General features: G+C 65.3%; 22 protein-coding genes and 1 riboswitch. Of the genes, 19 read left to right on the forward strand and 3 right to left on the reverse strand.

Annotated features, from left to right (window positions below; all coding sequences use genetic code 11):
- Positions 1-351 precede the first annotated feature (351 nt).
- Positions 352-457, forward strand: a riboswitch (TPP riboswitch).
- Between the two features lie 70 nt (positions 458-527).
- The 18 genes from thiC (at position 528) to PO883_RS03995 (ending at position 19,429) form a co-directional block, all read left to right on the forward strand.
- Positions 528-2,453 (forward strand): phosphomethylpyrimidine synthase ThiC, encoded by a 1,926-nt coding sequence (thiC, locus tag PO883_RS03910; protein WP_167091932.1) that lies wholly within the window; start codon positions 528-530, stop codon positions 2,451-2,453.
- 2 nt (positions 2,454-2,455) lie between these two features.
- Positions 2,456-2,662 carry a sulfur carrier protein ThiS gene (gene thiS, locus PO883_RS03915; protein ID WP_289308568.1) on the forward strand — a complete coding sequence of 69 codons (207 nt, stop codon included), beginning with the start codon at positions 2,456-2,458 and terminating at the stop codon, positions 2,660-2,662.
- A 16-nt stretch (positions 2,663-2,678) separates the two neighbouring features.
- Entirely contained in the window at positions 2,679-3,485 is an 807-nt protein-coding gene (locus tag PO883_RS03920) for a thiazole synthase (protein WP_167091926.1), read from the forward strand.
- 17 nt (positions 3,486-3,502) lie between these two features.
- Positions 3,503-4,240 (forward strand): bifunctional hydroxymethylpyrimidine kinase/phosphomethylpyrimidine kinase, encoded by a 738-nt coding sequence (locus PO883_RS03925; protein WP_289308753.1) that lies wholly within the window; start codon positions 3,503-3,505, stop codon positions 4,238-4,240.
- Positions 4,241-4,260: 20 nt separating this feature from the next.
- On the forward strand, positions 4,261-4,908 hold the full coding sequence (gene thiE / locus PO883_RS03930) for a thiamine phosphate synthase (RefSeq protein WP_167091923.1): 648 nt from the start codon (positions 4,261-4,263) through the stop codon (positions 4,906-4,908).
- A gap of 36 nt (positions 4,909-4,944) precedes the next feature.
- A complete protein-coding gene (locus PO883_RS03935; protein ID WP_167091920.1) occupies positions 4,945-5,580 on the forward strand; it encodes a response regulator in 636 nt (211 codons plus the stop codon).
- Between the two features lie 303 nt (positions 5,581-5,883).
- Positions 5,884-6,471, forward strand: a complete 588-nt coding sequence (locus PO883_RS03940; RefSeq protein ID WP_289308569.1) for a hypothetical protein — start codon at positions 5,884-5,886, stop codon at positions 6,469-6,471.
- A gap of 2 nt (positions 6,472-6,473) precedes the next feature.
- Positions 6,474-6,884 carry a response regulator gene (locus PO883_RS03945; RefSeq protein ID WP_289308570.1) on the forward strand — a complete coding sequence of 137 codons (411 nt, stop codon included), beginning with the start codon at positions 6,474-6,476 and terminating at the stop codon, positions 6,882-6,884.
- Positions 6,885-6,974: 90 nt separating this feature from the next.
- The gene (locus PO883_RS03950; RefSeq protein WP_167091911.1) at positions 6,975-8,081 is read left to right on the forward strand and encodes an S-(hydroxymethyl)glutathione dehydrogenase/class III alcohol dehydrogenase; all 1,107 of its coding nucleotides are present in this window, start codon (positions 6,975-6,977) and stop codon (positions 8,079-8,081) included.
- A gap of 281 nt (positions 8,082-8,362) precedes the next feature.
- Complete coding sequence (locus tag PO883_RS03955; protein WP_289308571.1) at positions 8,363-8,812, forward strand: hypothetical protein; 450 nt, start codon at positions 8,363-8,365, stop codon at positions 8,810-8,812.
- Positions 8,813-8,905: 93 nt separating this feature from the next.
- Positions 8,906-9,346 carry a hypothetical protein gene (locus tag PO883_RS03960; protein WP_289308572.1) on the forward strand — a complete coding sequence of 147 codons (441 nt, stop codon included), beginning with the start codon at positions 8,906-8,908 and terminating at the stop codon, positions 9,344-9,346.
- 8 nt (positions 9,347-9,354) lie between these two features.
- Complete coding sequence (locus PO883_RS03965; protein ID WP_289308573.1) at positions 9,355-12,033, forward strand: lanthionine synthetase LanC family protein; 2,679 nt, start codon at positions 9,355-9,357, stop codon at positions 12,031-12,033.
- 266 nt (positions 12,034-12,299) lie between these two features.
- Positions 12,300-14,234, forward strand: a complete 1,935-nt coding sequence (locus tag PO883_RS03970) for a M56 family metallopeptidase (RefSeq protein WP_289308574.1) — start codon at positions 12,300-12,302, stop codon at positions 14,232-14,234.
- A 79-nt stretch (positions 14,235-14,313) separates the two neighbouring features.
- The gene (locus PO883_RS03975) at positions 14,314-14,748 is read left to right on the forward strand and encodes a hypothetical protein (RefSeq protein ID WP_289308575.1); all 435 of its coding nucleotides are present in this window, start codon (positions 14,314-14,316) and stop codon (positions 14,746-14,748) included.
- A gap of 135 nt (positions 14,749-14,883) precedes the next feature.
- Positions 14,884-15,312 carry a hypothetical protein gene (locus tag PO883_RS03980; protein WP_289308576.1) on the forward strand — a complete coding sequence of 143 codons (429 nt, stop codon included), beginning with the start codon at positions 14,884-14,886 and terminating at the stop codon, positions 15,310-15,312.
- Positions 15,313-15,433: 121 nt separating this feature from the next.
- Positions 15,434-15,820 carry a BlaI/MecI/CopY family transcriptional regulator gene (locus PO883_RS03985; RefSeq protein ID WP_289308577.1) on the forward strand — a complete coding sequence of 129 codons (387 nt, stop codon included), beginning with the start codon at positions 15,434-15,436 and terminating at the stop codon, positions 15,818-15,820.
- The gene (locus PO883_RS03990) at positions 15,810-17,054 is read left to right on the forward strand and encodes a M56 family metallopeptidase (protein ID WP_289308578.1); all 1,245 of its coding nucleotides are present in this window, start codon (positions 15,810-15,812) and stop codon (positions 17,052-17,054) included. Before PO883_RS03985 ends, PO883_RS03990 begins: the two co-directional genes overlap by 11 nt.
- 62 nt (positions 17,055-17,116) lie before the next feature.
- Positions 17,117-19,429, forward strand: a complete 2,313-nt coding sequence (locus PO883_RS03995; protein WP_289308579.1) for a UvrD-helicase domain-containing protein — start codon at positions 17,117-17,119, stop codon at positions 19,427-19,429.
- A gap of 39 nt (positions 19,430-19,468) precedes the next feature.
- Here the strand turns inward: PO883_RS03995 and PO883_RS04000 are convergent, their stop codons facing one another.
- The 3 genes from PO883_RS04000 to PO883_RS04010 form a co-directional block, all read right to left on the reverse strand.
- Positions 19,469-20,242, reverse strand: coding sequence for a BPSS1780 family membrane protein (locus PO883_RS04000; RefSeq protein WP_289308580.1), 774 nt, complete (start codon positions 20,240-20,242; stop codon positions 19,469-19,471).
- Positions 20,239-21,198: a homoserine kinase gene (locus PO883_RS04005; protein WP_289308581.1), complete on the reverse strand. Its 960-nt coding sequence runs from the start codon at positions 21,196-21,198 to the stop codon at positions 20,239-20,241. Before PO883_RS04005 ends, PO883_RS04000 begins: the two co-directional genes overlap by 4 nt.
- 77 nt (positions 21,199-21,275) lie before the next feature.
- The gene (locus tag PO883_RS04010) at positions 21,276-21,695 is read right to left on the reverse strand and encodes a hypothetical protein (protein ID WP_289308582.1); all 420 of its coding nucleotides are present in this window, start codon (positions 21,693-21,695) and stop codon (positions 21,276-21,278) included.
- Between the two features lie 712 nt (positions 21,696-22,407).
- On the opposite strand from PO883_RS04010, the gene polA reads away from it, so the two are divergent.
- Positions 22,408-25,152 (forward strand): DNA polymerase I, encoded by a 2,745-nt coding sequence (gene polA, locus PO883_RS04015; RefSeq protein ID WP_289308583.1) that lies wholly within the window; start codon positions 22,408-22,410, stop codon positions 25,150-25,152.
- The last annotated feature ends 21 nt before the right edge of the window (positions 25,153-25,173 follow it).

Here is a 25,173-nt window from a genome sequence, read left to right on the forward strand (position 1 = left end):
GGTGCCGCAGGCGTTGCTGACCGGCTTACCCATGGGACCAGAAAATAAGTGTATAGGGAAACGGTTAGAGCAAGCAATCAAGATGTTTGGTTACTTCGACAATTGTTGTTTTAACTTGGAAATCTGGTTTTCTGCCGTGTGCTCACTGCCAAGCGGGAGAATTGGTGATATTGTTTTGGGCTCCCCATCGCAACAGTCTGATTGAAATGGCAATCATGGCAGGCAAGCCAACGGTTCAGTGTCCCACGCCGACCCGCGCGCCGCTTGTGGCAGGTCACCGTGACTGGCATGCCGAAAAAGCCATCTTGTCGGGCGGATCAACAGGTATAATTGCGCTCGCTGCCGCAAGGCGGCACACGCTAGGGGTCCTGCAAGTCGCAACGCGATGCGCGGGTGAGAAACACCCTCTGAACCTGATCTGGATAATGCCAGCGAAGGGAAGCCAGTGAGTTCAATGGGTGCGCCATCATGGCCGCAATCCCGGCCGCTCCGACTCCTTTGCTGGCTCCTGCACGCAATGGAGCCACATGAACGCACCGCTTAAAACCCCGCTCAAATTCGATTCCGCCACCGCCACCGTGGACGAAGCCGCCATCGCGCCTTTCCCGAATTCCCGTAAAGTCTATGCCCAGGGCAGCCGCGCCGACCTGCGCGTGCCGATGCGCGCCGTCAGCCAGGCCGATACCGCCGCCTCGTTCGGCGCCGAGCCGAATCCGCCCGTGTATATCTATGACACGTCCGGCCCGTACAGCGACCCGGAAGCGGCGATCGACATCCGCTCGGGCCTGGGTACGCCGCGCCTGCCATGGATTGTCGAACGTGGCGACACCGAAGAACTGGCCGGCCCCAGCTCGGCCTACGGCCAGGCGCGCCTGGACGATCCGGCCCTGGCCGCGCTGCGTTTTCAATTGCAGCGCACCCCGCGCCGCGCGCTGGCCGGGGCCAACGTGACGCAGATGCACTACGCGCGCCGCGGCATCATCACGCCTGAAATGGAATACGTGGCGATCCGCGAAAACCTGCGCCGCCAGGAATACCTGCAGGAGCTCGAAGCGTCCGGCCCGATGGGCAAGCGCAGCGCGCAGCTGCTGGGCCGCCAGCATCCGGGCCAGTCGTTCGGCGCCAGCATCCCGGACACCATCACCGCCGAATTCGTGCGCGAGGAAATCGCGCGCGGACGCGCCATCATCCCGGCCAACATCAACCACCCGGAAGTCGAGCCGATGATCATCGGCCGCAATTTCCTGGTCAAGATCAACGCCAACATCGGCAATTCGGCCGTGACCTCGTCGATCGGCGAGGAAGTCGAAAAAATGACCTGGGCCATCCGCTGGGGTGCCGACAACGTCATGGATCTGTCGACCGGCAAGCACATTCACGAAACGCGCGAATGGATCATCCGTAACAGCCCGGTCCCGATCGGCACCGTGCCGATTTACCAGGCGCTGGAAAAGGTCAACGGCAAGGCCGAAGACCTGACCTGGGAAATCTTCCGCGACACCCTGATCGAACAGGCCGAGCAAGGCGTCGACTACTTCACCATCCACGCCGGCGTGCTGCTGCGCTACGTGCCGATGACGGCCTCGCGCCTGACCGGGATCGTCTCGCGCGGCGGCTCGATCATGGCCAAATGGTGCCTCGCGCATCACAAGGAATCGTTCCTGTACACGCATTTCGAAGACATCTGCGCCATCATGAAGGCCTACGATGTTTCGTTCAGCCTCGGCGACGGCCTGCGTCCGGGCTCGATCTACGACGCCAACGACGAAGCCCAGCTGGCCGAACTGAAGACCCTGGGCGAACTGACCCAGGTCGCCTGGAAGCACGACGTGCAGGTCATGATCGAAGGCCCCGGCCACGTACCGATGCAGCTCATTAAAGAGAACATGGACCTGCAGCTGGACCAGTGCGGCGAAGCGCCGTTCTACACCCTCGGACCTTTGACCACCGACATCGCCCCCGGCTACGACCACATCACCTCGGGCATCGGCGCGGCCATGATCGGCTGGTACGGCACCGCCATGCTGTGCTACGTCACGCCCAAGGAGCATCTGGGCTTGCCGAACAAGGATGACGTCAAGGACGGCATCATCACCTACAAGATCGCCGCGCATGCGGCCGACCTGGCCAAGGGCCATCCGGGCGCGCAGATCCGCGACAACGCGCTGTCGAAAGCGCGCTTCGAGTTCCGCTGGGACGACCAGTTCAACCTGGGCCTGGACCCGGACAAGGCGCGCGAATTCCACGACGAGACCTTGCCCAAGGATTCGGCCAAGGTGGCGCATTTCTGCTCGATGTGCGGTCCGCATTTCTGCTCGATGAAGATTACCCAGGAAGTACGCGACTACGCCGCCACCATGAACGTGAGCGAACAAAGCGCGCTGCGCCAGGGGATGGAAGTGAAAGCCATCGAATTCGTGCGCCAGGGCGGTGAGCTCTATAAAAAGGTGTGACCGTGATCGAGATCGAAGTCAACGGCGAGGCCCGGCGCGTGGCGCCGGGCGCCTCCTTGCTCGACCTGGTCGAGCAACTCGGCCTGCCGCCAGGGCAGGCCATGGCGCTGGCGGTCAACCGCCAGGTGGTGCCGCGCCAGCAATGGCCGCAACGCGCGCTGCTGGCGCTGGACAAAATCGAGATCGTGCGCGCCATCGGTGGCGGCTGACATAAAGGAATCGACAATGAACATGAACGACAACAACGGGGACGGCAGCGACCTCCTCACCATCGCAGGCAAGACCTACCGTTCGCGCCTGCTGGTCGGCAGCGGCAAATACCGCGACCTGGCGCAAACGCGCGAGGCGACCGACGCCGCGCAGGCGGAAATCATCACCGTGGCGATCCGCCGCGTGAACATCGGCCAGGACCGCAACGCCCCCAGCCTGCTGGACGTGCTGCCGCCCGACCAGTACACCATCCTGCCCAACACGGCCGGCTGCTACAACGCGAAAGATGCGGTGTACACGCTGCAGATGGCGCGCGAGCTGCTGGGCGGGCGCAACCTGGTCAAGCTCGAAGTGCTGGGCGACGAAAAGACCCTGTTCCCGCACATGCCCGAAACCCTGGTCGCGGCCGAAGCGCTGGTAAAAGACGGCTTCGACGTCATGGTCTACTGCAGCGACGATCCGATCCAGGCGCGCCTGCTGGAGGAAATCGGCTGCGTGGCGGTGATGCCGCTGGCCTCCCTGATCGGCTCCGGCATGGGCATTCTCAATCCCTGGAACCTGTCCCTGATCATCGAGCAGGCCAAGGTGCCGGTGCTGGTCGACGCTGGCGTGGGCACCGCGTCGGACGCGGCGATTGCCATGGAACTGGGCTGCGACGGCGTGTTGATGAACAGCGCCATTGCCGGCGCGCGCGATCCGGTGCGCATGGCCGGCGCCATGCGCCTGGCGGTGCAGGCCGGGCGCGAAGCCTTCTTGGCTGGACGCATGCCCAAGCGCTTCGCCGCCGTGCCATCGTCGCCGGTGGCTGGAAAAGTCGCGTGACAGGGCAGGGCGCGTTCATGCCGGCGGTGCTGGTGTTCTCCGGCCTCGATCCATCGGGTGGCGCCGGCATCGCCGCCGACCTGGCCGCGATCGCGGCCCAGGGCGCGCACGCGCTGCCGGTGGTCACCGCGCTGACGGTGCAGGACCATAACCGCGTCCACGAGGTGGTGCCGGTCGATTGCGCCCTGCTGACGCGCCAGGCGCAGGCGCTGCTCGACACGGTCGAGGTCAAAGCCGTCAAACTCGGCATCCCCGGCAACCGCGCCAATGCCGAGGCGATTGCCGCGCTGATCGTGCAACTGCGCCAGCGGATTCCCTCGCTGCCGGTGGTGCTCGACCCGGTGCTGGCCAGCGGCCATGGCGACGCGCTGGCGCGCGGCGATGCCCTGGCGGCCCTCATGCCCCTGCTGGCCGTGGCCACGCTGGTGGTGCCGAACCTGCGCGAAGCGGCCGCCCTTGGCCGGGTCGCGTGCCCGCATGTGCTGGTCACCGGCGGCCACGGCGACGGCCCGGATGTCGTCAACCGCTGGCACGCCGGGGGCCACGAGCAGGAGTGGCGCTGGCCGCGCCTGCCCGGCGAGTTCCATGGCAGCGGCTGCACCCTGGCGGCGGCGATTGCCGCCCGCCTGGCGCTGGGCGAATCGATGGCCGACGCCCTCGAACGCGGCCAGTCCTATACCCATCAAAGCCTGGCGCAATCGTTCGCGATCGGTGCCGGGCAGCGCATTCCACAGCGCCTACCTTCCTTACTATGACACTGAAAGCGACACTCCCCATGCGCGGACTTTACCTGGTCACCCCCAACTGGGACGATACCGAACGCCTGCTCGACTGCACCCGCGCCGCCCTCGATGGCGGCGTGGCGCTGGTCCAGTACCGCCACAAGGATGCCAGCCCGGATCTGCGCCGGCGCCAGGGCGCGGCCTTGCTGGCATTGTGCCGCCGCTACGGCCGGCCGCTGGTCATCAACGACCACCTGGACCTGTGCCTGACCCTGGGCGCCGACGGCGTGCACGTGGGCGGGACCGACGCCACAGTCGCCCAGGTGCGCGCCGCCCTGGGGCCGGGCAAGATCGTCGGCGCCTCCTGCTACGGCGACCTGGAACTGGCGCGCGCGGCCGAACGCGATGGGGCCACCTACGCGGCCTTCGGCGGCTTCTATCCCTCGCCGGTCAAGCGCTACAGCTTCACCACCGCGCCGGATATTTTGCTGGAAGCGCGCCGCCAGATCGCGCTGCCGCTGGTCGTCATCGGCGGCATGACGCCGAAGAACGCGGTGCCGCTGGTCGAACGCGGCGCCGACATGGTGGCGGCGATTACCTCGGTCTATGCCAGCGCCGATCCGACCTGCGCGGCGCGCCAGTTCGATACCTTGTTCGGCGCACAGCGGAAATCGTGCGCGAACATGACCGGGGCCGTATAATCTTTTTACACTTCCTCATAGCGTAAAAGGACTTCCGTGCCAACTTCCGCCCCTGTCGTGAAACGCCGCATCCTCATCGTCGACGACGATCCGCTGCTCCTGCAGTTTCTCAATGAAGTCATCGGCCACGCCGGCTACGACACCGTGACCGCGTCGTCCGGCGAAGAAGCGCTGCGCGAAATCGCTGCGGGCGAGCCGGACATGGCGCTGCTCGACATCACCATGCCCGGCATGACCGGACTGGAACTGGCGCACCACCTCAAGACCCACACCACGGTGCCGTTCATGTTTTTGTCGGCCATCGGCGACAGCGAATCGAGCAAGCAGGCCGCCGCCTACGGCGCGCTCGGCTACCTGGTCAAGCCGGTCGACGCCGAGCGCCTGATGCCGGCTTTCGAGGCGGGCCTGGCGCGCGCCGACGATATCCGCCAGTTGCGCCGCACCGAACTGAACCTGAACGCGGCGCTCGCCGCCGGACGCGAAACCAGCCTGGCCGTGGGCTTGCTGATGGGCAAATTCCAGACCGACCGCAACACCGCCTTCGAAGTGCTGCGCGACCACGCCCGTTCGAGCCGGCGCAAGATCAACGAAGTGGCCGACCAGTTGCTGGCGGCCGAAGAAACCTTGAATAGTTTGCATGCCGGCTTCGCCATTCGTCTCAAATCGAAATGATGTGATGCGAAGGCGTTGCGTGTTGCGGACGCTTTCAAAATAAAAAGCTTGCATACTGTTCCCGTAGAGCAAAACTTTGCTACACTGGTTTTGTGACTTGCATTTCTTCACACAGTTTTGCGTGACCGAGCCCTGACCCGCTCGCGTCCGCCCCCCTCAGTGCCGCCTTTCCCCTGCGGCCGATAGATGTTTCTCGGCCCAGCTCCGCCGATTGTTCCCCTGATGTCGTTGCGCTTTTGCCCATGCATTGTTGCGCCGTACGCTTCAGGATGTCGATCGAACCGGTTCAGAAAGGACGTCGTCATGAAAGCGACTGCAAATTACAAACTCTGCATCTCCGAGGCTGGCCCGCAAGTCGTCGCCAAGGAGCGCCGCACCCTGTTTTCCCACACCCCCCGGCGCTGGGATGTCGGTTCTTCCCTGATCGCGCCCGACGCCGACGCGCTGCTCCTGGGCGCGCCCTTGATGGACGCGGCGCTGGTGCCCGGCCACGCGAAGGATGCCGGCCCGGGCGACCTTGGCGGCGGTGCCCGCAGCGTGCCGCGCGTGCTGCACATCGACAGCGATGAAAAGACCGCGCTGGTGCTGGCCACCCTCTTGCAGCCGGAAGCGCGCGTGACCCATGTGACGACGATCGCCGCGGCGCGCCGCCTGCTCGGCACGGAACTGTACTCGCTGGTGGTGCTCGATCCAGGCCTGTCCGACGGCGACGGCCGCGCCCTGATGCCGGAGCTGCTGACCACCCCCCTGCTGGTGTACTCGGCGCGCCTGCCCGACGGGCGCGATCCGGTGCGCGCCTTCTTGCCCAAGCCATGGACCTCGCCGCGCCAGCTGTGGAGCACCATTTCGACCATGCTCGGGATTGCGCCCGGCGTGACGGCGGGAGACTAGGCATGGATACCGCCATCCACAACGCCCTCAAGACCATCCTGTACGTCGAAGACGACCTGCATGTGCGCACCACGGCCAAACTGGTGCTGGAAGTGATCGGCAAATTCGAGGTGCGCGACTGCGGCTCCGGGCGCGAAGCGCTGCTCGCGGCCACGGATTTCAAGCCCGACCTGATTTTGCTGGACGTGATGATGCCCGAACTGGACGGCCTCGCGACCCTGGCCATGCTGCGCCGCATACCGCACCTGGCCGACACGCCGGCGCTGTTCGTGACCGGGCTGACATCGGAAGCGGACATCGCGCGCTATGTCGAAGCGGGGGCGATCGGCGTCATTCCCAAGCCCCTGATGCCGCTGCGCCTGACCGGCCAGCTGCATTCGCTGTGGGAGCAGCACGCGCTGGCCGCGCACTGACGCGGAAGGTGCACGCTTGGTTCCAGCTTGATATGATGGCGGCAGTGCGCCCACGCGGCGCGATCCGATCATCTCAGGGACAGGAACAACATGAAAACCAAGGCAGCGATTGCATGGAAGGCGGGCCAGCCGCTGACGATTGAAGAAGTCGACCTGGCGGGCCCGCGCGAGGGCGAGGTACTGGTGGAAATCAAGGCCACCGGCATCTGCCACACCGACTACTACACGCTGTCGGGTGCCGATCCGGAAGGGATTTTCCCCGCCATTCTCGGGCACGAAGGCGCCGGCGTGGTGGTCGACGTGGGCCCGGGCGTGAAAAGCCTGAGCAAGGACGACCACGTCATCCCGCTGTACACCCCCGAATGCCGCCAGTGCAAATTCTGCCTGTCGCAAAAAACCAATCTGTGCCAGTCGATCCGCTCGACCCAGGGACGCGGCCTGATGCCCGATGCGACCAGCCGCTTTTCGATCGACGGCAAGCCGATTTTCCACTACATGGGCACGTCGACCTTCTCCAACTACATCGTGGTGCCCGAGATCGCGCTGGCCAAGGTGCGCTCGGACGCGCCGTTCGACAAGATCTGCTACATCGGCTGCGGCGTGACCACCGGCGTGGGCGCGGTGCTGTTTACCGCCAAGGTGGAAGCGGGCGCCAATGTGGTGGTGTTCGGCCTGGGCGGCATCGGCCTGAACGTGATCCAGGCGGCGAAAATGGTCGGCGCCGACAAGATCATCGGCGTCGACCTGAACCCCGCGCGCGAAGCGATGGCGCGCAAGTTCGGCATGACCCATTTCATCAATCCGTCCAAGGTGGAGAACGTGGTCGACACCATCATCGAGTTGACCGACGGCGGCTCCGACTACAGCTTCGAGTGCATCGGCAACGTGACCACCATGCGCCAGTCGCTCGAATCGTCGCACAAGGGCTGGGGCCAGTCGATCATCATCGGCGTGGCGGCGGCCGGGCAGGAGATTTCGACCCGTCCGTTCCAGCTGGTCACCGGCCGCGTATGGAAAGGCTCCGCCTTCGGCGGCGCGCGCGGACGCACCGACGTGCCCAAGATCGTCGACTGGTACATGGAAGGCAAGATCAATATCGACGACCTGATCACGCACCGCCTGCCGCTCGAACGCATCAACGAAGGCTTCGACCTGATGAAGAGCGGCGAGTCGATCCGCTCGGTCGTGCTGTACTGACCGACTGGCCTCCGCTTGCGCCCTTGCGCAGGCGGAGGCATGCTTCCTCCCCGGCAGCGGGCCTGCCCGCCGCCGCTTTCCCCGCGCACACCTCCACTCTGACTTCCCGCCAGCAAGCCATCCGCTTCCTTGGTCCGCCATAAGGCCGGGCCTGATGCCGATCATATCTTGAGTCCTTTCGCAGAACTATATTGAACTTCCCCGGGGTGTCGTTTCACCCGTAGACATGCAGCAAGTGCACCCCTTGTTCCGCGTAGCGCTTCTTCCTGTGGAGGTTTCAAATGGATCCCAAAGTATTCCAGAGTCTGGTTGAAAAGGCACAATCCGACCCTGCGTTTTTCCATCAACTGGTGTTCAGCCCAGAAAAAATCATTGACCAGGTTAATGATCTCGACCGCCGGGCCAAAGGTGCCCTGATGGGGCAAGAGCCGGGAGCCTTCATCGCCAGCCTGCTGGGCATTCTCCAGCGCTGCGGCAATACGTGCTCCAGCAGCTGCGACAACACCTGCGGCGGAAGCTGTGGCTATACCACCAACCTGACCGAGGAAATGACGACGGCCAACCCCGCCGCCGTGAGCTATTTCTCGATCTCCCGTAGCGCATTGGCTGGCTGCGGCAACACCTGTACCAGCAGCTGCGACAACACCTGTGGCGGGAGCTGTGGCTACACCACCAACTTTACCGACCGTGGTGGCGCCGTCATCAATCCGGCCAACGTCTTCGGCCGCTGAGCGGCACGCGCGTAAGCGCACATGGCGACGCGCCACGCTGTTGCGGCGCGTCACCTCGTTTTTCACACCGAGTCACTTTACAAGGAGACCGCCGTGGACAGAACGACTTTCACACGACTCGTCGGCCACTTGCGCGGCGACGCGCAGCTGTTCGCCACCTTCCTGTCCGATCCCGCCGCCGCGTTGGAAACGCTGGCCTATCTGGATGACGACACGCGCCGCGCGATCGCGGCAATCGATCCGCAAACCTTCATCGCCGATGCCGCCGCGCTGCTCGGCAGGGACCGCGCCCTGGGCGCATGCGGACCCCAGTACACCTGCTCCTGCACTTCGTACACCTGCGGCGGCGTCACCTGCGGCGGCTCCACCTGCGACGTCACCTGCACCGACACCAGTTGCGGCAACACCTGCGGCGACAGCTGCGGCTTCACCACGAACATCGATGCCCGCTACCTCGGCCTTGACCTGTGGCGCAATGAAGGCGCCCGGGCCGCCGGCCAGGTGCGGGATGACGCCTCCCTCGTCTGGAAATGAGCCACCACATGAATCCATCCATTGACAGCGCCCCGCCGAACACCACTTCCTACCACGACCATCTGCAGCGTTGGGGCCTGTCGCCCGAGATCAGCGGCGTGTGGCTCAAGGCCGGCCGCACCGACCGCGTGCAAGGCTGGAAACTGCACGTGTCCAGCGTGCCGGCCGAAGCGCACGCCTTGCTCGACACGATCCTTCCCGTCTTGCGGGCGCGCCAGGTGCCGTTCAAGATCGCCAGGGACGCCACCATCCTGGGATTGCTCAACGAAGGCAACCTGGGTGCCACCCAGGTCGGCAAGTTCTGCACCATCTACCCCGCCAGCGATGCCGACGCCAGCGCGCTGGCCGCGCAGCTGGTGCCGGCGACGCAGGGTTTCAACGGGCCGGTGATCACGTCGGATATGGCCTTGGGCAATCTGGTGTATGCGCGTTACGGCGGCTTCAACACCATCGTCGAGCGCGACCTGCTCGGCCAGCACCATCTGTACATCAAGGGCGCCGACGGCGAACTGATTGCCGACGCCTACACCCAGCCCTTCGTGGCGCCATCCTTCGCCGCCTGCCCGTTCGATACCACCAGCGCCCCGGCACCCGCCGAGGCCAATCGAACGGGTGGCCCGGCGACCTTCGGGCCAGGCTATGTGCTGGTCGACGTCATCAAGCATCACGCCAAAGGCAATGTCTACCTGGCCATCCTGGCGCGCTCGCAGGACTGCGTGGCCGGGCGCGTGATCAAGGAAGGGCGCAAGCACTGCCTGTCCGACATCCATGGGCGCGACATCCGGGTGCGCCTGCAACGCCAGGGCGCCATCCACGCCCAGTTGGGCGGCCTGGTGCCGGTGCCCGCCTGCGATCCGTACTTTGAGGTCGACGGCAACGGCTATCTGCCGATGGCCTTCCTGCCCGGCGCCGACCTGGAAACGGTGGTGCAGGCGAGCCTGAAACGCGGCCCCTGGAGCGCCGCCGGCCGCGCGGACCAGCTGCGCCTGCTGGACGCATTGCGCCAACTGGTTGACGCCGTGCAAGCGCTGCACTGCGCCGGCTTCGTGCATCGCGACCTGAGCGTGTCGAATGTCTGGCTCGGGGACGATGGGAAAACCTGGCTGCTGGACCTGGAGATCGCCCAGCATGTGGGCGACTGCGGCCCGGTGTTCGGCAAGGGCACGCCGGGCTTCATGGCGCCGGAACAGGAAGCCGGCGCCGCGCCCACGTTCGCGCAGGATATCCACGCGACGGCGGCGCTGATCCTGTTCGCATTGAGCGGCCTCGATCCGCGCCGCACGCTGTTTGCGCGCGGCGACTCGCGCGCGCGCAACGTGCGCCACCTGGCCGCGTCGGTGCCCGACGATCTGCTGGCCGTGCTGCTGGCCGGCCTGGACGACGATCCGCTGGCGCGGCCCGCGCTGGCCGCGATCGGGGAGCGGCTGGCCGCCTACGATGCCAGCCTGCGCGCCGGCACTGCACCCGACGGCGGCGCGCCGCCGCAGCGGCACGATTTTAGCGCCTGCGCGCTGGGCGCCGGACTGAGCCTGCTGCGCCACGCCTTGCGCGACCCGCAATCGGGCCTGTGGCTGTCGGCCGGCTTGTCGAATGCGGGCGGCGGCCAGGAGCAGGCGTCGTCGTACGAATTGCGGCGCGGCGCCAACCGCGGGGTGGCCGGCGTGGTCTACGCGCTCGCGCGCCTTGGCCGCGCCGGTATCGCCATCGACGAGGCTGCGCCGGCCGCCGCCACGGCCGTGGCCTGGCTGCTGGCGGACGCCATCACGCCCGACCGCGGCATGCCCGGCCTGCATTTCGGCGACGCCGGCGTGGCCGTCGGCATGGCCGAAGCGGTGCGCGCCGGGCTGGTACCGGCAACGCCGCAGCTCAGCGACTGGATCGCCCGCGTGTTCGAGGCGCCCGTCACCTGGCCCGACGTCACCCACGGCGCGGCGGGGCAGGGCATGGCCGCCCTCATGTGCGCGCACAGCCTGGGCACGGATGCCCCGCTGGCCATGGCGCACCGCTGCGCGCGCTATCTCACCGGCTCGCAGGCGGCCGACGGCTCCTGGGTCATGCCCGAAGGCGTGCCCGGCATGTCCGGCGAAACCCTGACCGGCTTCGCCCACGGCGTGGCGGGCATGGTGTTTTTCCTCCTTGAGCATGGCGAACGCTTCGGCGACGATACCAGCCGCGCGGCCGCCCAGCGCGGCTTGCGCTGGCTGGAACAGCATGCCTTGCCCGCCGCTGGCGAGCAGGCGCTCGCGTGGCGCTACAGCGACCGCCAGGGCGCCGTCTGGCAGTGGTGGTGCCACGGCGCGCCCGGCATCGCGCTGACCTTCCTGCGCGCTTACCGGCTCACCAAAGACCCGGGCGCGGCACTGTTCGCGCGGCGCGCGCTCGACGCCATCGATCCCGCCCTGCGCGCGCCCAACCTCACCATCTGCCATGGATTGAGCGGCCTGGGTGAGATCTTGCTGGAAGGGGCGCAGGCGCTCGGCGAGCCGGCTTACCGCGACAAGGCCGCCGCGCTGGCCGATACCATCCTGCACCTCGGGCACTGCTGCGCCGACGGCAGCCTGATCTGGCTGGCGGAAGACCCGGTCGCACCTACCGCCGACCTGATGGTCGGCATGGGCGGCATCGCCCATTTCCTGGCGCGCCTGGGCAGCGGCGGCACGGCGCTGGGTTTTCCCTTGCTGCCGTAGTCACCACCCAAGCCGGCGTTGGCGCAACAACGCCGGCTTGGGCCCGTCCGGCGCGCGCCAGCCGCGCCTTTTGGTCGCCTGTTCCCCCGAATCGACCGTCCATCGCCTGCCGCTGGAGCACGCTCCGCCTCCTGTCTAGAGTACGCTCAGCACGCCGCGCCCGCGGCTGCCTGCAAAGTAGAAAAATAGTTCTAGACAAAAGTATCTAGATATTTTATTCTACATTGACCCTTTGACGGAGAGACCATGCACGCAGGAAGCCCCCCATGAACGACATGCTCGCCGTCATCGTGCCCAGCCTGGGCTGGGCGCTGCTCGATTTTGTCTGGCAGGGTTTGCTGATCGGCTGCCTCGCCGCCATGGTGCTGGGATTGCTGCGCGCTGCGCGGCCCCAGCTGCGCTACGCGGTCGGCTGCGCCGCGCTGCTGCTGTGCGCCGCCTTGCCGCTGGCCGGCACGGTGCAGCGTGTGCTCGATGCGCAGGCGGTCACGACCATGTTGCCGCTGGCCGCCAGCGGCATGCCGCAGATTCCCGGCGGCGCCCCCCTGCTGGCGGTGCAGGTCGCCTCATGGGAGCCGGTGCTGCGGCAGCGCCTGCCCCTGCTGATGTTTTTCTGGAGCTGCGGCGCCGGCCTGCTGGCGCTGCGCCTGCTGCTCGGCCTGGCCTGGGTGCGGCGCCGCAGCCAGAGCAGCCAGTACACGCACAACGCCGCATGGCAGGCGCGGGTGGACCGGCTGGCGCTGCGCTTCGGCGTGGCGCGCCAGGTCGCGCTGGGGCTGGTGGACGACCTTCCCGGCCCGGTCACGGCTGGCTGGTGGCGTCCGGTGATCCTGGTGCCGGCCGCGCTGGTGAGCGGCATGCCGCCCGAGCTGCTGGAGGCACTGCTGGCGCACGAAATGGCGCATATCCGGCGCTTCGATTACCTGGTCAACCTGATGCAAAGTGCGATCGAAATCGTGCTGTTCTATCACCCGGCGGTGTGGTGGCTGTCGCACCGGGTGCGCATCGAGCGCGAACAGATCGCAGATGATTTAGCAGCAAGCATGCTCGGCGAACCGCGGCGTCTGGCGCTTGCATTATCCGAACTGGACCAGTTCCAGTTCTCCACACCTCAACTCGCCCATGGGGCTCACGGAGGAAATCTTATGTCCCGCATCAAACGCCTGGTCCGCCCGGATACCGAACCGCTCAACTGGAAGATGGCGCTGCCGATTCTCGGCCTGTCGGCCGCCTGCGCCGCCTTCTACGCCAACGCGCAGAGCGCGCCTTTAGCGCAGCCCCAGGCCGCGCGCGCGGTGCGGGCGCCGCTGCCGCCGGTCCCCCCCGCGCCGCCGGCCGCCCCGGCTGCGAAGGCGGTTCCGGCCGTTTCCGCCGCAGCGATGGATATGCCGGTACCGCCGGCGCCACCGGCGCCGCCCGCACCGCCGCGTCTTCCCGTGAGCATCACCAAAGGCGTCGGCGAGATGTCGTACGCGCTGGTGCAGGGCGCCGAGCGCAAGGGCATGCTCAGTGGCGACAGCCGCGACTTCGACGACATCGACGCCGCCAAGCACACCGTCAAGGGTGATTTCCTCTGGTTCCGCCAGGGCGGCAAGGCTTACGTGGTGCAGGACCCTGCGCTGATCGCCCGGGTGACCGAAGCCTATGCGCCGCTCAAGCGCCTCGGCGACCAGATGGACGTGCATGGCAAGGAGATGGAAAAGCACGGCAAGGTGGTCGAACAGCTGGGGCGCGAGATGGAACGCACCGCCGGCGCCCATCGGCCCGCCGACGCTGACACCCAGCGCATCGCCGGCCTGATCGCGGCGCTGGCGGCGCAGCAGGGCCGCTTGCAGCGCGACATCGTGCTGCTTGAGCGCCAGATCGACGACGCCAGCGGTGCCGCGCGCGCCCAGTTGTCGGGCAAGCGCGACCAGCTCAACACCAAGCTGGGCGACATCGAACGCCAGCTCGACGCGCAGCACGCCCAGCTGGAGCGCCAGCATGGCAAGATGGAGGCGGCGCGCGCGCCGATGGATGCCATCGACAAGCAGATGAAGGAAGCCGCCAAGCCGATGGACGCGCTGGGCAAGCAAATGAATGTCCTGGGCCGCGAAATGGACCAGCATGGCAAAGCGGCCGAGCGCGTGATGCGCGAGGTCCTGCGCGACGCCGTCGCCAGGGGCCTGGCGCGGCCCGTGCCAGGGGATCGCGCGGGCTGAGCAGCTTGATCAGATTGGCAAATTGTTAATCTGGTCGAATGAGCAGGCGATTAGAATAGGGCTCCGGCGATGTGCCGGAGTGATCGCCTATCTGACCATCAAGGGAAACATGAAACAATTTGTCAGGGTCTGTCTCGCGGCGGCTGCCGTCCTGTGCGCCGCCCCATCGCGCGCCGCACCGGTCGATATCAAGGGGCGCTGGATGATTGACCTGGCGCCCATGGTAGTGGGGATGAAAGCGAGGAAGGCACCGGCGAAAGCGATCGCGTCGATGGAACAGACCTTCCGCGGCGGCATCATGACCATCGACGCGAACACGCTCAAGCTCACTGTCGCCGGCCATGAGGACCGACAGCCCGTGACCCTCAAATACACAGTGGTCGGGAGCAGGGATGACTGTATCGCGCTGCACGTGGATGGCTCGCCGCGTCCCATTGCGTACTGTCTGGTGCCCGGCGGCATGGTGGTCAAGGACCCGGCTGCCGGCATGAGGCAGTTCTACCGGCGCCATTGATCGCGCACGCAAGCAGGGCTATATGTTAACTTAATTACATGTCAATTGTGCAATTGTTTGGAACCCCCGCTTGCGGTCAGGCTTCCGCTCACGCGCCTGGAGCGTTACGACCATCGACTCACTGTTAAGGAAAACATGAACAAAGCTCTACGCGTTGGTTGTGCGGCGATTGCCGTGCTGTGCGCCGCCCAGTCGCATGCCGCCTCGGTCGATATCAAGGGAAGCTGGGAGATCGACATGGCCCCCATGCTCGAACAGGCGAAGAAAAACAAGGCCCCGGCCGAACAGGTGGCGCAGCTCGAGCGCAGGTTCCAGGGCAGCCAGATGGTGATCGACGCCAAGCCGATCACGCTGTCGCTGGCCGACAGCGCCGCCAAGCCGATGACCTATCAGTACAAGATCGCCAAGCCCGCCAAGAGCGCCAAGAGCGCCCCGAACAAGGCGAACTGCGTCAGCCTGAGCATCGATGCCTTGCCCGCCCCGCTGGACTACTGCCTCAACGATGGCGCCCTGTCCGTCAACGATCCGACCAGCGTGCTGGTATCGGTCTACCGCCGCAAATAAATCATCAAGCAACAGCACTGAAGCACAAGCAGTGAAGCCCGCAACACGGGCTTGACCTTTGCGATTACACGTGTAATCATTAGTCATCGATTACACGTGTAATTAATAAGGGGAGTGACGCATGGAACAGCAAGCGGCAGCGATCAGCGACGCCGAGTCGAAGGTCATGGAAGTACTGTGGCGCTCTGGCAGCGCGATGCCGGCCGAGGATATCGTGGCCGCGCTCGTGAGCGGTCATCAGTGGCAGGAAGCGACCATCAAGTCGCTGCTCAACCGGCTGCTCAACAAGGGCGCGCTCAGCGCGCAGAAGGAGGGGCGCCGCTATCTGTACACGGCGGTGCTCAAGCGCGAGCACTGGCTCACCAGCGAAAGCACGGGCCTGCTCGAGCGCCTGTTCGGCGGGCGCATCGCGCCGCTGGTCGCCCATTTCGGCCAGCACCGCAAACTGAGCAAGACCGATATCGCCGAGCTCAAACGCCTGATCGGAGAGCTCGACGATGATCAATAACCTGCCCGAGCTGCTGCTGCGCCTGGCCGTCTGCGCCAGCGCGGCCATCGCCGTCGTGCTGCTGGTGCGCCGCCCGCTGCGCCAGCGCATCGATGCCGGCCTGGCCTACCAGGCCTGGCTGATCGTCCCGCTGGCCATGGCCGCCGCCGCCTTGCAGCCGCTGTTTGCCGCCCCCATCAAGGCGCTGGTGCTGCTGCCCGTGCTGCCTGCGCTGCCGGCGTTCGGGCCGGCGGGCGCGCCGGGAGCCGCCAGCGCCGCCGCCCAGGGGTGGACTGGCTGGCTGCTGCCGGTCTGGGCCTGCGGCGCGCTGGCCACGCTGGCCCTGTTCTGCCTGAGCCACCGCGCCTTCGTGCGCAGCCTGGGAGCGCTGAGCGTGCGCGGCGGCGTCGCCTACGCCGCCCATGCCGGCGCCGGCCCAGCCTTGCTCGGCTTGTGGCGCCAGCAGATTGTGGTGCCGCTCGATTTCGACCAGCGCTACAGCGCAGAGGAGCAGGCCCTGATCATCGCCCACGAGCAGGTCCATGCGCGGCGCGCCGATGCTGCCGCCAACACCCTGCTGGCGCTGATCCAATGCGCGTTCTGGTTCAATCCCCTCGTGCACCTGGCCGCGCCGCGCTTTCGCTTCGACCAGGAACTGGCCTGCGACGCGCTGGTAATGCGGCGCCATCCATCCCAGCGCCGCACCTATGCCGGCGCCATGCTGAAAACCCAGGCCGGCGTGAGCCTCACGCCGTCCGTCTGCCACTGGCAATCCTGCCACCCACTCAAGGAGCGCATCATGCATCTGCAACAAACCTCATCCACCCCGTCACGCCGCCTGGCCGGCCGCCTGCTGGTGGCGGCGCTGGCTACCGTCACCGTCTTCGGCGCCCTGGCCGCACGCGCCCAAGGCACGCCCGATTACGCGGTGGCCATGACCTTGCGCATGGATGGCGACCCTGCGCCCAAGGACATGCGCATCCGCACGCCGGGGGAATTTTCGGTGCGCTCATCGGCAAGTTCGGCCGAAGTCGACAGCAGTTGGGATGGCGCTTTCACGATGACCGCGGTCGGCAGCGACCAGGTGTACATCCGCAGCAAGATCAGCCGCAACGGCAAGCTGGTGAGTGAACCGGGCATCCTGTTGCGCCTGGGCGCGAGCGGCGCGATGAAGATTGCCGGTGCCGACGGCCAGGGTGGCATGGCAGTCGAGTTGACTGTCACGCGCGAGGGCGAGACCGCGCCCGGCGCCTGACCAGGGCCGTTCGCCAGCGAACACGCCGCCGCCTGGCGGCGTCGCGCCGGTATAATCACGGGATGCAAAATCTCCTCCATAACCTCAATCCCGAACAACTCGCCGCCGTCACCCTGCCACCGCAGAGCGCCCTGATTCTTGCGGGAGCCGGCTCCGGCAAGACGCGCGTGCTGACGACCCGCATCGCCTGGCTGATCCAGACCGGCCAGGTGTCGCCGTCCGGGATCATGGCGGTGACGTTTACCAACAAGGCGGCGAAGGAAATGCTGACCCGCCTGTCGGCCATGCTGCCGGTGAGCACGCGCGGCATGTGGATCGGCACCTTCCACGGCCTGTGCAACCGCTTCCTGCGCACCCATTACCGCGATTGCGCGCTGCCGCAAACCTTCCAGATCCTCGATTCCCAGGATCAGCTGTCGATGATCAAGCGCTTGCTGAAAGCGAACAATATCGACGACGAGAAGTATCCGCCCAAAAACCTGATGTATTTCATCAACAACGCCAAGGACCAGGGCTTGCGCGCCAACCGGGTCGAGGCGCACGACCCGATCGAACGCAAGATGGTCGAGTTGTACGAGCTGTACGACAACCAGTGCCAGCGCGAAGGCGTGGTCGATTTCGCCGAACTGCTGCTGCGCGCCTACGAACTGCTCGAACGCAACCAGCCGCTGCGCGAGCACTACCAGGCGCGCTTCAAGCACATCCTGGTCGACGAGTTCCAGGATACCAATGACCTGCAATACAACTTGCTCAAGCTGCTGGCGGGGCATGGCCAGCAGGTGGCCGGCGCGCTGTTCGCCGTGGGCGACGACGACCAGAGCATTTACGCCTTCCGTGGCGCCAACGTCGGCAATATGAGCGCCTTCGAGCGCGAATTCCGGGTCGAGAACCTGATCAAGCTGGAGCAGAATTACCGCTCGCACGGCCACATTCTCGACAGCGCCAACCACTTGATCGCCAACAACAGCAAGCGCCTGGGCAAGAACCTGCGCACCGATGCCGGCCACGGCGAGCCGGTGCGCATCTACGAAGCCTCGTCCGACCTGGAAGAGGCGCAGTGGATCATTGAGGAAGCGAAGAGCCTGATGGCCGAAGGTGCGCTGCGCCGCGAGATCGCGATTCTGTACCGCTCCAATGCGCAGTCGCGTGTGATCGAGCATGCCTTGTTCGCGGCCGGCCTGCCGTACACCGTCTACGGCGGCCAGCGCTATTTCCAGCGCGCCGAGGTCAAGCACGCCATCGCCTACCTGCAACTGATGGACAATCCGCACAACGATTCGGCCTTTTTACGCGTGGTCAATTTCCCCACGCGCGGCATCGGCATGCGCTCGATCGAAGCGCTGCAGGCGGCCGCCGAACAGTACGGTATTTCGCTGTACGCGGCGGTGCCTTACGTGGCGGGCAAATCCGGCTCCTCGCTGAACAGCTTCGTGAAACTGGTCGAAGGCGCGCGCTTCGAGACACAGCAACTGGCGCTGCCCGAAACGGTGCGCGTGGTGCTCGAGGCCAGCGGCCTGCTGCAGCACTACCAGAACGAAAAAGAAGGCGCCGACCGCATCGAGAATCTGGAGCAGATGGTCAATGCGGCCACCCAGTTCGTGCAGGAAGAAGGCTTCGGCCAGGGCGCCCCGGCCCACATGGGTCCCAAGGCGCAGGCCAGCGCGGGCGAACTGATTGTGAATGGCGACGGCACCGAGATCATCGACGCCGACATCCCGCTCAACACCATCATGTCGCCGCTGTCGGCCTTTCTGTCGCACGCCTCGCTCGAAGCGGGCGACGCCCAGGCCCAGGCCGGGCAGGATGCGCTGCAACTGATGACGGTGCACTCGGCCAAGGGCCTCGAATTCGACGCCGTCTTCATCACCGGCCTGGAAGAAGGCTTGTTCCCGCACGAGAGCAGTTCGCGCGAAATGGACGGCGTCGATGAAGAACGGCGCCTGATGTACGTGGCCATCACGCGCGCGCGCAAGCGCCTGTACATGAGCTTTACGCAAACGCGCATGCTGCACGGCCAGACCCGCTACAACATGAAATCGCGCTTTTTCGACGAGCTGCCGGAAGACGCGCTCAAATGGATCTCGCCGCGGGTGCAGTCGCACTGGTTCGGGAATAAAAAATCGGCCTGGGATGACGCCAAATCGGGCAGCGGTGGTTCGGACAACAAGATCGCCCAGCAGATCAAGCAGAAAGCGGCCAGCAACGGGCCCGGATGGCGCATCGGCGAATCGGTGGCGCATGCCAAGTTCGGCGAAGGGGTGATTGTCAATATCGAAGGCGGCGGCAGCAATGCGCGCGCCCAGATCAATTTCGGCAAGGCGGGCATGAAAGTGCTCGACCTGTCGGTCGCCAAGCTCGAACGGGTGGGGCGCTGAATCGATGGCGGGTGGGCCTGCGCCCACCCGCTGGCGCTGCTATTTGAGCGCCGCGTCCTTCGGCAGCAGCGACGGGTCGCCGAAGATTTGCCGGTAGCTGCAAAAAATCGCGCATTGCAACAGCAGTACGAATTGCAGCATCAGCCAGATGACGGCAATCCGTCCACCCTGGCTGTCGCCCAGCAGCAGCATGACTGCGATCGAGGCGCCGAAAAACATCGCGCACCACGCCAGCAGCATTACCATGAACGGGCGGATCGCCCCGAGAATGCCGAACACGCTGTAAAAGGTCGCCTTGCCCGGTGACATCTGCTGCCAGTAAGTCAGCGCTGGCGCAAAGCACAGCGCCAGCAGCGCCAGGCTTTGCAAGAGGCCGGTCAGCAGCACCGCCTGCATGTCGGCCGTGCTGATTTTCAGGTTGGCGCGATCGGCCAGCGGCACGCTCATCTGCTTGATGAATTCGGGCGATACCATCAGCGCCAGCAGCACGCCGAGCAGGATCGACAGCGCCAGGTAGATCAGGCCCAGCTTGCACAGGCGGCGCAAGGCCGGCTGGCGCAATCCGGTCAGCAGCACGCCCGGGGTGACCGGCTGGTCCTGGCCGATCAGATTGCAGGCTTGCAGGATCGCCACGCTGAACGAGGGCACCAGCACCATCGTGATCATTTGCCCGAGCAGGGGAATCGCGCTCAGGGCCAGGCTGAACAGCAGGGTGGCGAACAGCAGCATGGTGAGGATCGCCGGCTGCTTGCGGAACAGGGCGAAGCCCTGCTTGATCCAGAGCCATCCGGTGATGGCGGGAAGGCGGCTCATGCGAACAATTCCGGGGCCGGGGTGGCGATGCGCTCGCGCAGGATGCGCTCGAAATGGGTCGGATCGTGCGGCGTGAGCATTTCGGCTTCGCGCGGCAGGTAGAGGTCGTACAGGCGCGAGAGCCAGAAGCGCAGCGCGGCGGCGCGCAGCATGGGCTGCCAGGCGGCTTGCTCGTCGGCCGTGAACGGGCGCAGCGCGTGGTAGGCGTCGAGCAGGGCGCGCACGCGGGCGGTGTCGAGCACGCCGGTATCGAGGTCGATGCACCAGTCGTTGACGGTGACGGCCACGTCGAACAGCCAGGTATCGCAGCCGGCGAAATAGAAATCGAAGAAGCCGGTCAGGCGCTCGCCGACGAACATCACGTTATTGCGGAACAGGTCCGCATGGACCGGGCCGCGCCCGAGCCGGTGGTAATGGTCGCAGGCCGCGAACGCGCTCTGGAAATGCATCTCGGCGCGCAGCAGGTGGGCGTTGCGCTCGTCGAGGAAGGGCAATACCTGCGGCGTGGTGTCGTTCCACCAGTCCAGGCCGCGCAAATTCGGCTGCTGCAGCGCAAAGTCGCGCGCGGCCAGATGCATCTTGGCCAGCATGGCGCCGACGGCCGCGCAATGGACCGGCTGCGGCGCCATCTGCGAGCTGCCTTCGAGTTTGCTGACGATGGCGGCCGGCTTGCCGTGCAGCGGCACCACCAGTTCGCCCGACTCGTCCGGCACCGGGGCCGGCACCAGCACGCCGCGCTCGGCCAGATGACGCATCAGCTGCAAATAAAACGGCAACTGCGCGAAACTGAGGTTCTCGAAAATGGTCAGCACGTACTCGCCGTGCTCCGTATCGATGAAGAAATTGCTGTTTTCGATGCCGGAACTGATCCCTTTGATGGCGACGGCATTTCCTAATGGAAACTTCTTCAACAACAAGGTGAGGTCATCCAGGCTGACCGCGGTAAAAACTGCCATGTGCAAGCGAAGGGTAAGGTGAATCGGTCGATATCGGTACGCGCGCGCAAGAGGGCGCGCGCGGGCGGATGGGGGGATTACTTGGCTGGAGCGGGCGGTGGCGGCACCGGTGCTGCTTCGGTGTTGGCGGCGGCCTCGCTGGCGGCTTTTTTCTTTTTGTTCAGGTCGAATTCCCCGACCGTCCATTGAGGTGCGCGCAGGGTCGAGCCGGTGGCGTCGCCGGTCGAACTGCCGCCGGCGGGATTGTTGCCCTTCATCGTATAGCTGCTCTTGCCGGTTTTGACTTTGACTTCCGTGGTCCGGCCGCCCGCGCGTTTTTCGGTGATTTTCGGCTCATTCGCGCGCGGCGCGGGGGTAGCTGGCGCCATATTGCTCTCGTCGAGGCGTTCGAGCTTGGGCGGCGCGTCGCTCGGCTTGGTTTGCTGGGCGCCGGCCAGGTTCGCGTGGGCCAGCAGGCACAGGGCCAGGGTCTTGCAGAGAGAAGAAGTGCGCAGCATGATAGGGTCGCCTTGTGATCGTGTGGACCATTGTAACAAACCCCCGCCCCGCCTGTGAAAACACATCGTCCAAGCCAATACAATTCCTACCGCCCAAGGTCACCTCCTACAACCGGGGTCTGACCTCTGATTAGCAACAAAACCGCTGAAAGGCGCAAAACCGTTGCAAAATACGGCGCAGCGCCCAGTTTTGCAAGGAATCGGCGTCAAAAGTTGCCTGACCGGGGTCAAATCTTGGTTGGCAACACAAAAATTGCTAGTCAGAGCTCTGACCCCGGTTTAGGCGACACAAAAATTGCTAGTCAGAGGTCAGACCCCGGTTCGCGCTTCTAAGCCAGTGGAATTCCTACCGCCCGAGTCCACCTCCTACAACCGGGGTCTGACCTCTAATTAGCACGAGTCCACCTCCTACAACCGGGGTCTGACCTCTAATTAGCAACAAAACCGCTAAAAGGCGCAAAACCGTTGCAAAACACGGCGCGGCGCCCGGTTTTGCAAGGAATCGGCGTCAAAAGTTGCCTGACCGGGGTCAAATCTCGGTAGGCAACACAAAAATTGCTAGTCAGAGCTCTGACCCCGGTTAGGCGACACAAAAATTGCTAGTCAGAGGTCAGACCCCGGTTCGCGCTTCGGGCCAGCCGCGCTTTCTGCGATAATGACCGGTACGCTGCCGCGCCCGCTCCTGTCCCGGCTCAACCTCATTTTTGGCACTATGCAAAATACCCTGCTGTTAGTCGACGGTTCCAGTTATCTTTACCGTGCTTTTCACGCCCTGCCGGACCTGCGCAGCCCCGACGGCCATCCCACCGGCGCCATGCACGGCATGGTCAATATGCTGCGCCGCTTGCGCCAGGATTATCCGGCCGCTTACATCGCTTGCGTGTTCGATGCCAAGGGCAAGACTTTTCGCGACGATATGTATCCGGAATACAAGGCCACGCGCGCGTCCATGCCGGATGACTTGCGCCTGCAAATCGAGCCGATCCACGAAGTGGTGCGCCACATGGGCTGGCCGATCCTGATGGTCGACGGCGTCGAGGCCGACGATGTCATCGGCACGCTGTCGGTCCAGGCTTCCAGCCTGGGCATGGACACCGTCGTTTCCACCGGCGACAAGGACCTGGCGCAGCTGGTCAACGACAAGGTCACCCTGATTAACACGATGAGCAACGAGAAGCTCGACGAAGCCGGCGTACTGGCCAAGTTCGGCGTGCCGCCCAAGCGCATCATCGATTACCTCACGCTCATCGGCGACACGGTCGACAATATCCCGGGCGTGGCCAAGTGCGGCCCCAAGACCGCCCTCAAGTGGCTGGCGCTGCACGATAGCCTCGATGGCGTGATCGCCAACGCGGCGTCCATCGGTGGCGCGGTCGGCGAGAACCTGCGCCAGGCCCTCCCATGGCTGCCGCAGGGCCGCGCCCTGATCACCGTCAAGACCGATTGCGACCTGGCCGCGCACATGGCGTCGATCACCGATACCCTGGTGGCGCAGCCGGAAAACAAGGATGGCCTGAAAGCCTTCTTCGAGCGTTACGGCTTCAAGACTCTGCTGCGCGAAGTGAGCCAGCGCGACGACGAGGGCGCCCCGCGCGCACTGCTCAATTCCCCCGAGGGCGACCTGTTCCCCGGCGCGCTGGTGCCGGTCATGCGCGGCGAGTATGAAACGGTGGTCACCGAGGCCGACCTGGAACGCTGGCTGGCGCTGGTTGATGCCGCCGAACTGACCTCGGTCGATACCGAAACCACCTCGCTCGACCCGATGACGGCGCAGATGGTCGGCATCTCGCTGTCGGTCGAAGCGGGCAAGGGCGCCTACATCCCGCTGGCGCACCGCTACGCCGGCGTGCCCGAACAATTGAACCGCGAGGCGGTCCTGGCGCGCATGAAGCCATGGCTGGAAGATGCGTCGAAACCGAAGGTCGGCCAGAACCTCAAGTACGACAGCCACATTTTCGCCAACCACGGCGTGACCCTGCGCGGCATCATGCACGACACCTTGCTCCAGTCATACGTGTTCGAGTCGCACAAGCCGCACGACATGGATAGCATGGCCTTGCGCCACCTGGGCTACACCACGATTCCGTTTACCGATGTATGCGGCAAGGGCGCCGGCCAGATCTGCTTCGACCAGGTGGACCTCGAGCGCGCGACCGAATACGCGGCCGAGGATTCCGACATCACCCTGCGCCTGCACCAGGCCATGAAGGGCCATGTCGAGAGCGACGACAAACTCAATTTCATCTACCGCCAGATCGAGCTGCCCACCTCGGTGGTGCTGCACAAGATCGAGCGCAACGGGGTGCTGATCGACGCCGAACTGTTGAATGTGCAGTCGGGCGAACTCGGTGCGCGCATCATGGAGCTCGAACAGAAGGCCTACGAGCTGGCGGGCGGTCCGTTCAATCTCGGTTCGCCCAAGCAGATCGGCGAGATCTTCTTCGTCAAGCTGCAGCTGCCGGTGATCAAAAAGACCCCGAGCGGGGCGCCGTCGACCGACGAGGAAGTGCTGCAAAAACTGGCCGAGGATTTCCCGCTGCCGAAAATCCTGCTCGAATACCGCGGCATGTCCAAGCTCAAGTCGACCTACACCGACAAGCTGCCCAAGATGGTCAACCGCGAGACCGGCCGCGTGCACACCAACTATGCGCAGGCGGTCGCCGTGACGGGGCGCCTGTCGTCGAACGAGCCGAATCTGCAGAACATCCCGGTCCGCACCGCCGAAGGGCGCCGCATCCGCGAAGCCTTCATCGCCGCTCCGGGCAATGTGATCGTGTCGGCCGACTATTCGCAGATCGAGCTGCGCATCATGGCCCATATTTCGGAAGACGCGGCCATGCTGCGCGCGTTTGCCGAGGGCGAGGATATCCACCGCGCCACGGCCGCCGAAATCTTCGGCGTGCCGCCGGCGCAAGTGCAGGGCGAGCAGCGGCGCTATGCGAAGGTCATCAACTTCGGCCTGATCTACGGCATGAGCGCCTTCGGGCTGGCCGCCAACCTGGGCATCGAACGCTCGGCGGCGCAAAACTATATCGACAAGTACTTCGCGCGCTTTTCCGGCGTGCGCCAGTACATGGAAGACACGCGCATGCAGGCCAAGGCGCGCGGCTACGTCGAAACCGTGTTCGGGCGGCGCCTCTGGCTGCCGGAGATTAATTCGCCGAACGGGCCGCGCCGCCAGGGCGCGGAACGGGCCGCGATCAACGCGCCGATGCAGGGCACGGCGGCGGACCTGATCAAGCTGGCCATGATCGCGGTGCAGGACTGGCTGGAGACGGACAAGCTGGCCACGCGCATGATCATGCAGGTGCACGATGAACTCGTGCTGGAAGTGCCGCAGGCGGAACTGGAGCTGGTCAAGACCAGGCTGCCGCAATTGATGGCGGGCGTGGCGGCCCTGAAGGTGCCCTTGCTGGCCGAGGTGGGTATTGGCAAAAACTGGGACGAAGCACACTAATAACGTATAGATACCTACTAA

Origin of the sequence: Massilia sp. DJPM01, assembly GCF_030348125.1 — a bacterium.
Taxonomy (GTDB): Bacteria; Pseudomonadota; Gammaproteobacteria; order Burkholderiales; family Burkholderiaceae_D; genus Telluria_A; species Telluria_A frigida.

Excerpts from the sequence above, each read along its gene's own strand:
- thiC (WP_167091932.1), top strand. The coding sequence starts at position 528 with ATGAACGCACCGCTTAAAACCCCGCTCAAATTCGATTCCGCCACCGCC.
- PO883_RS03920 (WP_167091926.1), top strand. The coding sequence starts at position 2,679 with ATGAACATGAACGACAACAACGGGGACGGCAGCGACCTCCTCACCATC.
- PO883_RS03925 (WP_289308753.1), top strand. The coding sequence starts at position 3,503 with ATGCCGGCGGTGCTGGTGTTCTCCGGCCTCGATCCATCGGGTGGCGCC.
- thiE (WP_167091923.1), top strand. The coding sequence starts at position 4,261 with ATGCGCGGACTTTACCTGGTCACCCCCAACTGGGACGATACCGAACGC.
- PO883_RS03940 (WP_289308569.1), top strand. The coding sequence starts at position 5,884 with ATGAAAGCGACTGCAAATTACAAACTCTGCATCTCCGAGGCTGGCCCG.
- PO883_RS03945 (WP_289308570.1), top strand. The coding sequence starts at position 6,474 with ATGGATACCGCCATCCACAACGCCCTCAAGACCATCCTGTACGTCGAA.
- PO883_RS03950 (WP_167091911.1), top strand. The coding sequence starts at position 6,975 with ATGAAAACCAAGGCAGCGATTGCATGGAAGGCGGGCCAGCCGCTGACG.
- PO883_RS03955 (WP_289308571.1), top strand. The coding sequence starts at position 8,363 with ATGGATCCCAAAGTATTCCAGAGTCTGGTTGAAAAGGCACAATCCGAC.
- PO883_RS03965 (WP_289308573.1), top strand. The coding sequence starts at position 9,355 with ATGAATCCATCCATTGACAGCGCCCCGCCGAACACCACTTCCTACCAC.
- PO883_RS03970 (WP_289308574.1), top strand. The coding sequence starts at position 12,300 with ATGAACGACATGCTCGCCGTCATCGTGCCCAGCCTGGGCTGGGCGCTG.
- PO883_RS03980 (WP_289308576.1), top strand. The coding sequence starts at position 14,884 with ATGAACAAAGCTCTACGCGTTGGTTGTGCGGCGATTGCCGTGCTGTGC.
- PO883_RS03985 (WP_289308577.1), top strand. The coding sequence starts at position 15,434 with ATGGAACAGCAAGCGGCAGCGATCAGCGACGCCGAGTCGAAGGTCATG.
- PO883_RS03990 (WP_289308578.1), top strand. The coding sequence starts at position 15,810 with ATGATCAATAACCTGCCCGAGCTGCTGCTGCGCCTGGCCGTCTGCGCC.
- PO883_RS03995 (WP_289308579.1), top strand. The coding sequence starts at position 17,117 with ATGCAAAATCTCCTCCATAACCTCAATCCCGAACAACTCGCCGCCGTC.
- PO883_RS04000 (WP_289308580.1), bottom strand. The coding sequence starts at position 20,242 with ATGAGCCGCCTTCCCGCCATCACCGGATGGCTCTGGATCAAGCAGGGC.
- PO883_RS04005 (WP_289308581.1), bottom strand. The coding sequence starts at position 21,198 with ATGGCAGTTTTTACCGCGGTCAGCCTGGATGACCTCACCTTGTTGTTG.
- PO883_RS04010 (WP_289308582.1), bottom strand. The coding sequence starts at position 21,695 with ATGCTGCGCACTTCTTCTCTCTGCAAGACCCTGGCCCTGTGCCTGCTG.
- polA (WP_289308583.1), top strand. The coding sequence starts at position 22,408 with ATGCAAAATACCCTGCTGTTAGTCGACGGTTCCAGTTATCTTTACCGT.